Raw genomic sequence first — 13,952 nt, 5'->3', positions numbered from 1 at the left:
CTTTTAATCTCGAAGAATCAGAACAGGCTTTTTCCGAAAAGGAAATTATACTCCTCAAGCGATTGCAACACGAGTCGCTCACTTATTCTGACATTGCCAAGCTCTTGGGAACGAAACATCTGTACTCGATCCTGAAATCGCTTACCGGTAAGGAAGCCATTATACTTTTTGAGGAGATACGCGAAAAATACAGACCTAAGACGGATAAGAAAGTACGCCTTACATCAAAATATACTTCAGCAGAAGCACTGGAAACACTCTTCAACCTGATCGCTCAAAAACCGAAGCAGGAAGATGTCGTATTGAAATATTTGCAGCAAGTGCCAGTGATGCACCATACAGATGCTAACAAGGCGGGACTATCAAAAAAGAAATTACTGACAGAAGATATATCTGAATCATCGCTCAGTACACTGATCAAACACCAGGTATTCGAAGAATTTGAAGTAGTAGTGCCACGCTTTGAAATAGGCGAAGCTACGCAACCGCCCATGATACTGCTGAGCAAAGAACAAGAGCTGGCACAGAATGCTATCTTCAAAAGTTTTGAAACCCATGCGGTAACTTTACTCCATGGTATTACCGGCAGCGGTAAAACTGAAATATATATCAACCTGATCCGCAAGGCGCTCGAGAGTAATACGCAAGTGCTATACCTGCTGCCTGAAATTGCGCTCACTACACAGATCGTGCAGCGACTGCAAAAGGTATTCGGAACTTCCATGGGTATATATCACTCCAAGTTCTCCGATGCCGAGCGGGTGGAAGTATGGAACGGTGTGCTACAGGGTAAATTTAATTTTATAGTAGGCGTTCGCTCTTCCATCTTTTTACCGTTTGATAATCTCGGGCTTATCATCGTAGATGAAGAACACGATTCATCTTATAAACAACAGGAGCCTTCACCACGCTATAATGCCCGCGATGTAGCCATGGTAATGGGCCAGATGCACCACGCCAAAGTATTGCTGGGCTCTGCAACACCTTCGGTAGAATCGTATTACCAGGCACAACAGGGTAAATATGGTTTGGTGGAACTGACCAAACGTTTTGGCGATGCACAATTACCACAGGTGGTGCTGGCAGATATGGGCCGTGAGCGAAAACAGAAAACGATCAAAGGAGAATTTTCCGGATTGTTGCTGAAGAAAATAGAAGATACACTCGCACAAAAAGAACAGGTTATCATCTTTCAAAACCGGAGAGGCTACTCACCGATGGTAAACTGCGAAGACTGCGGCTGGGTGCCTAAATGTGTGAACTGCGCAGTGAGCCTCACGTATCATCAATTCAGAAATGCACTCGTGTGCCACTACTGTGGTTATAAAGAATCGTTGCCACAACAATGCCCCACCTGTACATCTACGCGTATCCGTACCGTTGGCTATGGCACCGAGAAACTGGAAGAAGAACTGAGTCTGCACTTTTCTACAGCACAGGTGCAGCGGATGGATCTGGATACTACGCGATCCAAAACAGGTTACGAAACCATCATCGATCAGTTTGAACGAGGCGAAACCAATATACTGGTGGGCACGCAGATGGTAACGAAAGGTCTCGACTTCGATCACGTAAGTCTGGTAGGTATATTTAATGCCGATCGGATGATTCACTTCCCGGATTTCCGTTCGTATGAGCGCGCGTTTCAACTTATCACACAAGTAAGCGGTCGCGCAGGGCGAAGAGACAAACCGGGGCTTGTAGTGATACAGACCTCCAGTCCGGATCATCCTTTACTGCAAACTATACTTCGGCATAATTACCAGGAGTTCTTTACCACGCAACTGACCGACCGGCAGGAACATGATTATCCTCCGTTTACACGCCTGATCGAGATCACTGTAAAACATACCGATAAAAAAACTTGTCGCAACGCGGCTGAAACACTGGCCGATCAACTTCGTCAGCACCTCTCCTATATTCGTATACTCGGTCCGGGAGAGCCCGCTATATCCAAGATCAGGAATCAGTTTCTGATGAATATACTGGTGAAGATACCACGGAGTAAATATGATCTGGCCGCGATCAAGAAAACCATTGCTGCATTAACGGCACAACTGGTAGTGGATAAGGCTTTCAGAAGTGTACGCGTGATAACCGATGTTGACCCGATGTAAAAAGAAAAGTCCACGACCTCGCGTGGACCTTCCTATATACTGTCACTATATATATACTAGCTTGATTTCTTTACCGAGCCGCCACTGCTGGAGTCTGTAACTGATTTGTTCGGATTTCCGCGGAAGCGTATGCTGCCACCGCTGCTGGCATGTGCCACAAGCTCACTTGAAACACTGATCTTGATAGAGCCGGCACTACTGGCTTCGGCCTGTACCTTTTGAGCATCGAGGCTATAGGCATCTATCTCCCCTGCACTGCTGGATTCTACGGTTAACGATTTTGTTTTTCCGGTCAGTGTAAGTTCTCCGGCACTCGAAGCGCTGGCCGATACACTCTCAACATCGAGCGCTACTTCTATTTCACCGGCACTTGAAGCGCTGATATCCATACTACTGCCTTTTATAGCTTCTTCGGTATAGATGCTGCCCGCAGAACTGGCAGAGAGCTTATCCAGTTTAACATAGGTAACATATACTTTAGCGCTTACACTGCCGCGATAGCGACCGTCTTTCATATGCACTTTCAGGTAAGAGCCCGATACTTCTGTGATAACATTTTCCGGATCGGTGCCCGATACTTCCACCCGCAGACTTTCTTTATCGCCTTTTTTCAGATAAACATTTACCCCTTCTGCTACTTTTATACCTGAGAATGAATCAACAGAGCGGGTCTGGCTTTGCTGGGCCGATGCACCTGCCAGGCAGGTGATCAGGAAGACTATACTTAATAAATACTTCATACTACATTCAAATTTGCACTAAAGACAATCTGTAAATATAAGGGTTGCATGGTGTAGGTTGACAAGTAATAATTTTGTGGATGTATTAAAACATTGTATTTTACACTGAATTTCATAGTTCATTTTTTAACATTTGCATTTTCTAACCAAGAGCTTCTATGATTTTTGACAAAAAAGCCGAATTAAATGTGCTGATCAATCTGGCTGCCAGCGATAAAAAAGTAGCCGATCGCGAATCCAAACTGATCCAGACTATTGCTAAAGCTAACGGCATTAGCAAGGAAGAAGTTGACCAGATGCTAAGTAATCCCCAGCCGATCGGCAGTATTACCAGCCTTACCAACGATGAAAAATTCGAACACCTCTACTTCCTGATCCAGTTGATGAAAATGGACGGGCAGGTTTTCAGAAGTGAGATTGTGTTCTGCGAACACATTGCTGAGAAATTAGGATTCAAGAAAGCCGTTGTTGCCGAGATATCACAACACGTTTACAGCGATCCTTCTATTACCGCAGATCGTGACATGGTAAAACAAAAAGCTATCAAGTATTTGAAGGCATAATTTTTACACTTCTCTCTCAAGCAAAGCCCATGGTATATATCCATGGGCTTTGTTGTTTTATCAGCTCTCCTTGCGCAGAATCTGCAGCGGTGGTGTATTGATCACTTCGCGTGAATTGAGCCAGCCAATGATCATGGTAAGCAGTATAACACCCGAAGCAATGATCACCAGTTCTACCCAATCGAACCCGAAGGTGATTTCGAAAAAGAATTTGGTGAGCAGCCACCCTCCTCCCATCGAGAGGATCATTCCTGTGAGCGCAGCAAATAATCCGAGCCACGCATATTCAATCAGTGTTATTAAAGTTATCTGGCGTGTACGCGCACCAACTGTGCGCAGTAAAACATTTTCCTTGATGCGAACAAATTTACTGTTGATCACCGCGCCAGCTAATACCACCAGGCCGGTAATGATGCTGAACAATGCCAGGAAGCGGATAACCAGACCAAGTTTATTGAACAGATCATTTACTGTGCTGAGGATCAGCCGCAGATCGATGAGCGATACATTCGGATACTGCAACACCAGTTGCTGCTGGAAACGATTCGCTTTCTGCTGATCGTCTATGCGTGTAGCCGTTACGTATATCTGCGGAGCATTTTCCAAAACACCTTTCGGAAAAACAAAGATGAAGTTCGGTGGATCCTTCGGCCAGTCTACTTTGCGTATACCAGCTATATGTACTTTTACCGGTATACCCTGCATATCGAACACGAGCGAATCGCCCACGCCTACCTGCAGGTTTTCTTCCATACCTTCGGATATCGTTACCCATACGGAATCTTTACCAGAAACCTTCTTCTGCAATTCACCTTTAATAAGTTCTTCAGATGCCGTTAACGTATCGCGATAGGTTACCCGATATTCACGCGACAGCGCCCAGCCCGGTGTATGATCGGTAGTATCATTCTGCATGGATTCTACGGATTTACCTTTCACTTCGCTTAACCGGCAGGTAATGATCGGCACTACCTGGTTTACCTTCAGCTTGTTCTCTTCCATCAGCTTTACTACACCCTCTTTCTGCGATGGCTGTATATCAAACAATATCGTGTTGGACTGATTCTCCTGCCCGGTAAATTCTACCTGGCTCAGCATACTCTGCTCCACCACATTTAATGTTGAAATGATAAAGGCGCCCAGCCCGATCGTTACCAGCAATACACGCGTCTGGTTGTTGGGGCGAAATAAACTCGACAACGAGTGTCGTAATACAAATCCGGATTGACTCGGAAAAAATTTACGCACCAGGAAAAGTAAAAATGTTGCTACCAGTGCCAGGCATCCCAATGCTATAATGAGTCCAAGAAAGAACATAGCACCCGTCATGAGACTTCGCGTTTGTATAGCAGCAAAAGCCATCGGGAATAATGCGATCAATACCAGTACAGTAATTCTTGTTTTGGAGAATCGGCCCTGAGGAGCTCCTTCTGTAGAAGCACGCAATACGGTAAGTGGCGGAACAAATCTTACCGATACCAGCGGCAGTATCGAGAATAATATCGATACTACTGTACCGAGTAATAAACCTACAAACAGAGAACGCAGCGAGAGATTGAATCCAACCTCAAACGGTATAACATTCTTGAGCAATATCGGTATAAGTTGTTGTATACCGATACCGATCAGCGAACCTATAATGCTGCCGGCTATACCGAGTATAAATATCTGTATAAAGTATATATTGAATGCCTGCCAGCCGGAAGAGCCAACACAGCGCAGCATCGCTACTTCATCGCGTTTCTCGCGGGCATATATATGTACCGAGCTGGCCACACCTATACATCCGAGTATAAGCGCTACAAATCCCAGCAGCGAGAAGAACCGATAGATCGACATAAAGCCTTCACCTAATCCTTCCTTGCGTTTCTCTACCGTCTCGTATGAATGACCATATTGTTTTACAATAGGCCCCAGCGTTTTCTCTACACTCTTTACCTGCTCATCATCTTTGGCTTTGAAGTATTGTTTATAGCTTACGCGACTTCCATACTGTACCAAGCCAGTCGAGTCAAGATCGTTCATCGATATATATACCGAAGGCGTAAACGTAGTCATGATACCGCCACCACCGGGAATCTTCTTTACTACACCAGCCACTTTAAATACACGCTTACCGAGGCGAAGCGAATCATCTGAACTCACATCGAACTGGCTCGCCAGGGTTTCATCCAGCATAGCATAGCCACCACCCTGCACACGCTGGTAGGTATCAGCCGGTAATGTTTCTATCTGTCCGTAGAAAGGAAATGGTCCGGATAAAGCAACCAGTCGGATCAATCGTGACTGATTGTTATTAAGAAAAAGCACCATCGAAGCCATGTCAGCCTCGGAGGCCTGCGTCATGCCTACTGTATCAAATGCTTTCTTCAACTCGGGACTAAACTTCTTATCGCCATTCACCACAAAGTCGGCACCGATCAGTTCTTTGGCATTCCGATCTATATCATTCTGCAAAGTATAGTTCAGTGAATCGAGCGCCACAACGGCAGCGATACCCGTCACCAGTGAAGCCGTGAACAACAGCAGCCGCGAAAAATTATGACGCGCATCACGCCACGCCATCGTCCACACCCAGCGGTCGGTAAATATATTTTTGGTTTTCCGTTTCAGCTTAATGATATACTCAATCATCGGGATCGAAAATGTGTAATTGAAAAATTTAGAGATTGGAAAATTGAAAGATTAAAAGATTGTAAGATTAATGGCATTATCAATTTTTCAATCTTCTAGTCTTTCAATCTTTTAATTGTCGGTTACCGCCATGGATGTATGTACTTCTTCTACCAGCTTGCCGCCCTTCATGCGGATGATGCGTTGTGTGCGCTGAGCCAGATCAAGGTTGTGTGTTACCAGCACCAGTGTAGTGCCGTTTTCTTTATTCATGCCAAAAAGAAGTTCAGTAATACTCTGTGCATTCTCTTCATCCAGGTTACCGGTGGGCTCATCGGCAAATAATATTTTCGGATCGGTAATAAAAGCTCGCGCCATGGCTACACGCTGCTGCTCGCCACCTGATAATTGTGACGGATAATGATGAAGTCTTCCGCCCAACCCTACTCTTTCAAGCAAGCCAATTGCTTTAGGTTGTACGTTGCGTTCACCCCGAAGTTCCAGCGGCACCATTACATTTTCCAATGCAGTAAGTGTAGAGAGTAACTGGAAATTCTGAAACACAAAACCTACATATTGATTACGGATATAGGCACGATCATCTTCACTCATTGCATTGAGTTTGAATCCCATCAACGATACCGTGCCCGATGAAGGTGTATCTAACCCGGCACATAAACCGAGTAATGTAGTTTTACCACTACCCGATGGACCGATAATCGCTATTGAATTTCCCTGCTGCACAGAGAACGAAACATGATCGAGCACCGTTAGTTCCTTGCTCGCAGAGCGGTAAACCTTGGTGAGGTTCTCGACTTGAAGTACCGTATTTGACATGGTTTTTGTTTATCTGCTATGTATGAGTAATCGTTAAAAGAACTAAAATTGTTTTAGTTTCAGGATAACACTAACTGTTTTTTTACATATATGGTCGGAAAATTAGGGTTGATTATTTCATTCCTCCTGTTATTTCAGGCAGGAAATTCTACAAAAACAATTTTATTCTATGGCGACAGCCTCACAGCAGGGCTTGGCGTTTCTCCGGAAGAAGCCTTTCCTGCTCTCATAGAAAAGAAACTGAAACAACAAGGTAAGCCTTATAAAACTATCAATGCCGGACTGAGTGGCGAAACATCAGCCGGTGGTGTTTCAAGACTTGACTGGGTGCTGCGCCAGCCTATAGATGTATTTGTGCTGGAGTTAGGTGCCAACGATGGTCTTCGCGGGCTACCACTCGAGCAGACACAAAAGAATCTTCAGCAGATCATCGACAAGGTAAAGACTAAATATCCCAAAGCTAAAATTGTGTTGGCCGGTATGATGGTGCCACCCAATCTTGGTCCTGACTATACTGCTAAATTTAAAAAAATGTACCCGGACCTGGCCAAGAAGAATAATATTACTCTTATACCTTTTCTGCTGCAGGATGTGGCCGGCAACGAAAAGCTGAACCAGGCCGATGGTATCCACCCCAACATTGACGGACACAAGATTGTAGCCGAGAATGTTTATAAGGTCATTCAGCCGTTGCTATAAAATATAGCGGTCAATTGCAGGGATTGACCAAAAATGGATCGCGGCATTTTTTGAAGTCAAAGCTATTCGTCATATTTCAGGGACCTTAACTTGACTTGAGCCCCGAAGCATGGTTTGCCGGATAATGAACTTTATGGCGCGCACGATAAGTGCTATAGCACTGGCTTTGCTGGCAACGTTATCGGCTATAGCGCAGACACAGCCGATTGATAGTTTAAAGAATGAACTCATTATCAGTACAGCTTCCAATCGCGTAACTATACTGCTGGCTATATCGCAGTACTTCATCAACGTTAACCTGGACAGTGCCAATGTATATGCCGAAAAGGCGCTGCAGTTTGCTACTGATACCAAAGCCGATCAGGATCTGGCCCGCATCTATACCCAGTTGGGCAGGGTAAATTTTATCACACCTTCTTACGATGATGCCCTCGATTTTTTTCTGAAAGCCGAGCATCTGTACAAACAGCAAGACCCGATTAATAAAAATGAATTGCTGCGGGTATATTCCAACCTCGGGGCAATATACGAACGACAGGACGAACTTGACAAGTCGTTACACTATTACGAGTTATCATTAAGTCTGTTGGACGAGGATGATCGCGACAAACATGCCACAGCTCCTTCTGCTTTGCATGCACCCATCTATAATAACCTTGGCAACACGTTGATCAAAATGAAAGATACCGTGAAGGCCATCGTATACTATAAAAAAGGATTGCAGTATGCACTTGAGATAAAAGACTATTTACATGGAGCCAACCTGCTGAACAACCTCGGCAAGGTAATGATCGAGAAAAAGAAAATGACAGAAGGATACCCGTACCTGAAACAAGGCGAGCGCTTTCGTGCCATGATCCATGACGATCGCGGACTGGCTTCCTCCTATCGAAACCTGGTGATATACTTTATCGCGGTAAACAACCTCGACTCGGCTAAATACTATATATACCAAACGACCAAAGCCCTGCGAAAAGTGGGCGACCTTACCGACAAGTTTGGGGAAATATACATGCTACTCTCCGATATATATAGCCAGGAAGGTAAATACGACAGTGCACTCTATGCCTTTAAATTACACGTACAGTATAAAGACAGTGTATTTAACGGGCCGAAGTTTCGCGAGCTGGCCCGTGTAGAGGCACGTTACGAAATGCTGCACAAGAACCAGGAAGAACAGGTGAAGCAGAAATCGCGCGAGTTTAAAACGATCATTGCTATATCTATACTGATCTCCGGCATTATTATACTGTTGTTGCTTTATGCCATCCAAAAAGTGCGCAGTAAAAATCAGCGGCTGCAATACGAGCAGCTAAAGTTGCGCGAAGAAAAACTGGTGAGCGATCAAACCGCGTTGCAACTGGAGCTGGAGTATAAACAGAAAGACCTCACGGCACAAATGCTGTTCCTCTTGAAGAAAGATGAGTTCATTCACAAAGTGATTCACCGGCTGGAGACTGTAAAGAAAGATTTACCCTCCGAAGTGCAATCAAAGTTATTGAGAATTACCAAAGAGCTGGGCGCTATATCGAAACACAATGATACATCGTGGCAGGAATTTGAATTACGCTTTAAAGAAGTACACAAAGATTTTTATGATACGCTGGAAGCAAGTTATCCGGAACTTACACCGAAAGAACGGAGACTTTGTGCGCTGCTAAAACTGAACATGACCACGAAGGAAATCTCTTCCATCACTCACCAATCTACCCGTAGCCTTGAGGTTGCACGTACGCGCCTTCGTAAAAAATTCAATCTTACTAATTCAGAAGTAGGGCTTGTAGATTTCTTATCGAAAATTTCAAAATAAAAAAGGGAATACCAGACATACACTTCCGATATTCCCCGGGGTTTGGGAGAGTCTATTTCTTTTTCAGCTTGATTTCAAAATCACCAAATATACCTTGAGCCCTGCCACCTTCGAGCAACGGATCGGGTACTGTGAAGTTCAATGTCAATGCATCATCAGTAATGGTATAGTGCATCACGATCTCATCCTGTCCGCGTTCAATCGCGGTAAAAGTATTGTCAGTAAAATTCCACGTATCAAACGTAATGTTGTTGAATGCATAGCCTCCATTCTGAACAGCATATACCGGTACATTACTTTTCGTTTCGGTAAATGTTATTGCAAGACCAGTATAGTCAGACGTAACATCCGCGCCATCTGCTTTTACATAACCACCGTTAATGGCCCAGGTGCCCGACAGTTTATTTGCAGCTTCTGTAGCAGGGTCGGTAGCATTATCGCCACCACAACTTGCCATCACGTTTATTACCGCTATTGCGATAACAAACCCTATATATCTCGTAATTCTTTCCATAGACAGTATATATAGTCAGGCTACCGATACGATAGCCTGACTGATTTTTATTTATTGTTTGATAAACTTGAATACATGCGAGGTTTCCTTATTCTGAATTTTGATCAGGTAAAGTCCCGCAGCAAGTGACGATACATCGGCACGTAACGCGCGGTTCTTCACCGCAGGCTGTAGCAATACTTCGCCTGTCACGGTCATGATTGTTACCTGGTCTACATTAACCGAAGCATCTTCCCACGACATGTTCAGTACCCCAGCCGTTGGATTCGGATAGAGTTTAACGCTGCCAAAGTTGGTAGTCTCGATCGCAGTTACCAGGTTCACAATGATCTTTACAGTAGTTGTTACCGAAGCACCACTATTATCGGTAGCCGTTATTGTCAGTATGGATTCTCCGGCTTTCTTCGGCTTGATACGTATGTTATCGGAAGAAGCCATCACTTCCGCCACTGTAACATCCGAAGATATAGCAGACACATTGAGTATATCATCCGTATCCGGATCGGTAACAACAGAAGATGTAGCAATCTCATCCGCTGCAGCTGCATAATCGTAATGGCGATCAGTATGATCTACCACCACCGGGGCACGATTCACATTTTGCACGTTGATCGTTACAGGTTTAGTGCTTGTTCGGTTGCCGGCATCTTTCGCCTGTATCGCTATAGCTACAACACGCGGAGTTATATAGCCCGGAGTATAGGTAACTTCTATACCGGTTGGTGTAGAAGCCCACGTCATACCTGTTGGAGCATCCGGGATAGTAACCGTTACAGCCTCTCCTTCCAGGTCGGTAACCGGAATTTGAAATACCGATGTTTCTGTTTCGGTTACATACCATTCGTATACCTTCTCTTCAAATTGAGGAGCCTGGTTGATGTGCAGGTTGGCGTGTACCGTAGCCGTTGTGTTGCCCGGCGCATTGGATTTGATAACTACATCGGCATAAGCATCGGATGGTTCAATCATATTAGCGGCCACTGCCTTTAATGGAATAGTCAACGAGTCACCTGCCGGTATAGCACCTGTTATAGCAGTTTGCAGCGTTAACCAGCCTCCGTTAACAAACTCTTTCTCCAGCGCTTTTACAAACCAGCCTGTCGTTCTATACTCCGGCTGCTCGGTAATATCATACCACGCATCAATCTCGGCTATATAGTATAGGAAAGTTCCCATATAGCGATCCGTCAGATCGACTGTTCCCTGCGGATGGCCGGTACCCAACGGATAACGGATCACCACAAAGAATGTCTCGCCCGGATATAGCGTGATCGGGTTCTTCAGATCGAACACAACCAGGTCTTTATAGTTTTTACCCAATGCCAGTGTATAATCTTCTCTGGCCAGCAGCGTAGCTGTTTCGATAGCGTCACCAGTATATATACTTACCGTAATATCGCTGGATGCTAAATCACCAGAAGCATAGTATGACTGTACATGTGTAAGCGTAAAGCCATCAGCCGGTGCGGTAAATTGGGTTGCCGATACAAAGGCAGCACCTATACCAAAGCCAACCACTTCATCGGCTTTATCTTTATCGGTATATTCCAAGGTGCGATTGTAACCGGTAACAAAGGTTGTACCGGCCCGCAATCCCACCGGTATACTTTCCAATGCCGGCACATAACTGCTCTTCGCTGCCTTATCGGCAGCAGTGGCTGACGATGTACCCGGGCGCTGGTATTTTACCTCGAGGGTATATTTCAATGGCGATAAACCTTTCTTGTTACTGATCACAAATGATTCTTCACCGGTATAGGTCTTGTCGTTTGCATGGAATACTACATTCTTCTTGCGCACCTGCATTGCCGGTGGCAGCATAACGTTGGCTTTTACCGGTATCTCGATCAAACCGGAAGCATCATTGCTCTCGATAATGAGTATATCATTCAAAGTATAGTTGTCGAGCGATGGTGTTACCTCCACTTTAAACTTCTGTGTTTGCTTCGGCAACAGCGAGATCATATCCGGTGACACCTCTCCTGGCACTTGTGCCCAGAACGTTCCAAAGAAACCAGACATCTCTGTCCACAATGTTACTTCGCTGCCATCTTTAATTTGCAACTGCGAGAATGTGAGCGGTGCAGCACCTGCATTGCTCAAGGTAAATTCGTAGCTATAGGATGCTGGTATACCATCAACTTCTTTTGCTATTACGTCACCAAGATCAAGCTCAGCAGGAGCTTCCAGTTTAGGGGCACCGGTTACGGTAAGGGAAACCGGAACAGTTAATGAAGTTTTACCGGGCACGTTGGTTTGCAACAACAGGTTTCCGCTATAATCGCCCGCCATCAATTCTTTGGCGTCTACCCGTACCGTTACGGCTTTCGCTTCACCGGCAGCCAGCTCTATACGGTTGGCCGGAGTTAACACTACAGCCAAACCATTCTCGATAAAGTTCTGGTATGCGGCTATACGTACGCCTTCCGTTCCATCTTCATTCTCCACACCAATAACACCACCGGTAGTATATGTCCAGCCTGGTATCTGGTATTGAAAACGGATGTTACCATTTTTATACAGTAACAATTGCAGATTCCACGGATCGCCCATCCCGAATATATTGTAGAGATTCACATACTCGATGGTTACTACCTCTTCGGTTGCATAATAGTATACACCGTATACATCATTATAGAGTGAATAGAAAGCACCATTACTCCAGAACGGTGCAATGAAATTATTAGGGCCTTCAGCATCCGGTATTGTAGCCGAAGTAAAGATTTCAACCGGCTGGTCGGGTGTAAAGTATACGAGACCATTTGTATTTACATATAGCTTGGTATATTCCTTGCCGTAGAAAGTAAAGGCAAAAGGCAACGTGATCTCTTTCTCATGCGGATAACCATCAATCACGAAGTCGATCATGTTTTCCTTCTTCATAATATCTTCCCATACATATTGCACCGAACCATCTTTACTGCTGCTCCAGTAATATGTATTCTTCGGATATTGTATACCGGCTACACCCGGTGCCGCCTCTGTATCTACCGGGTATACCCAGGCATTACCCGATGGCACAACCTGCAGCGTGTTCGCTCCGCTGTTTGTTATATTGATCGTATGCTCAACCGATGTACCGGCTTCCAGTATATCGTTAATCGGATCGTACGTCAGAGCAATGTTGGGAGGCGTTACCACGATAACATGCAGTGCTATATCTTTTACCGAATTATCGCTGAACGTAATGTGAAGATTGTCGCTCAGCTCACCCGCTGTAACGCCCTTCTTTGCGATGGGTATATATACCGATGATTTTGCTTTCATGCTATACGGCAGTGCATCGTGTGTTACGGTAAAGTATCCATGATCAGAGGTAATACTCTTGATGCTGATAGCTTTAGTTCCATCGTTTTGCACCTGTAGTATAGACTTTACTTGATCGCCTATAAATACTTCACCCAGATCAATAGCATCGGCACTCACCGTAATATGCGGAGTACCACCGGAGGTGATATTCACTTGCGCTTTGAATACTTTGGCAGGTGCTGCAGGATCATTGCTGATCACCACCAGGCTTTGCCAGAAGCCTCCTTCCGTCAGGTCGGCAGTCTCTACTTTATAGGTTATATCCGTTGATGCGCCTACCGGCAGGGTTCCTGTGGTGGAAGAAAGTTCTTTGAGTATATCTCTCCCCGGAGAAGCAATCTCTACCGAGAAACCACTGGCTGCGTTCAGCGGGTTTTCATAGTTGGAGATCAGGTATCCGAATTTCTTATCCGGATCCTCGATCGCCACTTCTATATAGTTGGTATTGAAGGCATCGAGGCTGATGTCTTTATAGTTGATGAGCACATTCCCGTTATCATATACAATGATCTGGAAAGTGATGTGCTGTGAGTCGTCCCAGCCGTGTGCTACATTATCGTACTGCACGATAAATTTACCCGGCTTGGTCTGATAGTATATCTTGCCCGATTCGGCATTCAATCCCTGGTTGAGCGCCGATATAAAACCATACGGCATATACTCACTGCCAATGTCGATCATGTTGCCTACTACATTTACCTTATCATCGATGGTAAGCATACCATAGCGGGTAATCATCAACTGATCCGT

At 45.0% G+C, this 13,952-nt stretch carries 9 protein-coding genes; 4 read left to right on the top strand and 5 right to left on the bottom strand.

Annotation, left to right across the window (positions count from 1 at the left end; translation table 11 throughout):
• Positions 1-2,117: replication restart helicase PriA (priA, locus tag VIN08_RS25920; protein ID WP_331971921.1), on the top strand; the 2,117-nt coding region annotated here is incomplete at its 5' end.
• Positions 2,118-2,173: 56 nt separating this feature from the next.
• Here the strand turns inward: priA and VIN08_RS25915 are convergent.
• The gene (locus VIN08_RS25915) at positions 2,174-2,857 is read right to left on the bottom strand and encodes a head GIN domain-containing protein (protein ID WP_331971918.1); all 684 of its coding nucleotides are present in this window, start codon (positions 2,855-2,857) and stop codon (positions 2,174-2,176) included.
• 158 nt (positions 2,858-3,015) lie between these two features.
• On the opposite strand from VIN08_RS25915, the gene VIN08_RS25910 reads away from it, so the two are divergent.
• Positions 3,016-3,420 (top strand): DUF533 domain-containing protein, encoded by a 405-nt coding sequence (locus VIN08_RS25910; protein WP_331971915.1) that lies wholly within the window; start codon positions 3,016-3,018, stop codon positions 3,418-3,420.
• Positions 3,421-3,480: 60 nt separating this feature from the next.
• Here the strand turns inward: VIN08_RS25910 and VIN08_RS25905 are convergent, their stop codons facing one another.
• Both VIN08_RS25905 and VIN08_RS25900 read right to left on the bottom strand, forming a co-directional pair.
• Positions 3,481-6,054 carry an ABC transporter permease gene (locus VIN08_RS25905; protein ID WP_331971912.1) on the bottom strand — a complete coding sequence of 858 codons (2,574 nt, stop codon included), beginning with the start codon at positions 6,052-6,054 and terminating at the stop codon, positions 3,481-3,483.
• Between the two features lie 111 nt (positions 6,055-6,165).
• The gene (locus VIN08_RS25900; protein ID WP_331971909.1) at positions 6,166-6,870 is read right to left on the bottom strand and encodes an ABC transporter ATP-binding protein; all 705 of its coding nucleotides are present in this window, start codon (positions 6,868-6,870) and stop codon (positions 6,166-6,168) included.
• A 90-nt stretch (positions 6,871-6,960) separates the two neighbouring features.
• Here VIN08_RS25900 and VIN08_RS25895 point away from each other — a divergent pair, with 90 nt between their 5' ends.
• The gene (locus VIN08_RS25895; protein WP_331971906.1) at positions 6,961-7,569 is read left to right on the top strand and encodes an arylesterase; all 609 of its coding nucleotides are present in this window, start codon (positions 6,961-6,963) and stop codon (positions 7,567-7,569) included.
• Between the two features lie 133 nt (positions 7,570-7,702).
• The gene (locus VIN08_RS25890) at positions 7,703-9,379 is read left to right on the top strand and encodes a hypothetical protein (protein WP_331971903.1); all 1,677 of its coding nucleotides are present in this window, start codon (positions 7,703-7,705) and stop codon (positions 9,377-9,379) included.
• Between the two features lie 52 nt (positions 9,380-9,431).
• On the opposite strand, the gene VIN08_RS25885 is transcribed toward VIN08_RS25890, so the two are convergent.
• Positions 9,432-9,893, bottom strand: coding sequence for a hypothetical protein (locus VIN08_RS25885; RefSeq protein WP_331971900.1), 462 nt, complete (start codon positions 9,891-9,893; stop codon positions 9,432-9,434).
• 51 nt (positions 9,894-9,944) lie between these two features.
• On the bottom strand, positions 9,945-13,952 hold a 4,008-nt coding region (locus VIN08_RS25880; protein WP_331971897.1), incomplete at its 5' end, for a T9SS type A sorting domain-containing protein.

Source organism: Ohtaekwangia sp., from assembly GCF_036568665.1.
Lineage (GTDB): Bacteria > Bacteroidota > Bacteroidia > Cytophagales > Cyclobacteriaceae > Ohtaekwangia.
This window is presented reverse-complemented; position numbering and strand designations above follow the sequence as displayed.

Coding starts and splice junctions, on each gene's coding strand:
- VIN08_RS25915 (WP_331971918.1), bottom strand. CDS start 2,857: ATGAAGTATTTATTAAGTATAGTCTTCCTGATCACCTGCCTGGCAGGT.
- VIN08_RS25910 (WP_331971915.1), top strand. CDS start 3,016: ATGATTTTTGACAAAAAAGCCGAATTAAATGTGCTGATCAATCTGGCT.
- VIN08_RS25905 (WP_331971912.1), bottom strand. CDS start 6,054: ATGATTGAGTATATCATTAAGCTGAAACGGAAAACCAAAAATATATTT.
- VIN08_RS25900 (WP_331971909.1), bottom strand. CDS start 6,870: ATGTCAAATACGGTACTTCAAGTCGAGAACCTCACCAAGGTTTACCGC.
- VIN08_RS25895 (WP_331971906.1), top strand. CDS start 6,961: ATGGTCGGAAAATTAGGGTTGATTATTTCATTCCTCCTGTTATTTCAG.
- VIN08_RS25890 (WP_331971903.1), top strand. CDS start 7,703: ATGGCGCGCACGATAAGTGCTATAGCACTGGCTTTGCTGGCAACGTTA.
- VIN08_RS25885 (WP_331971900.1), bottom strand. CDS start 9,893: ATGGAAAGAATTACGAGATATATAGGGTTTGTTATCGCAATAGCGGTA.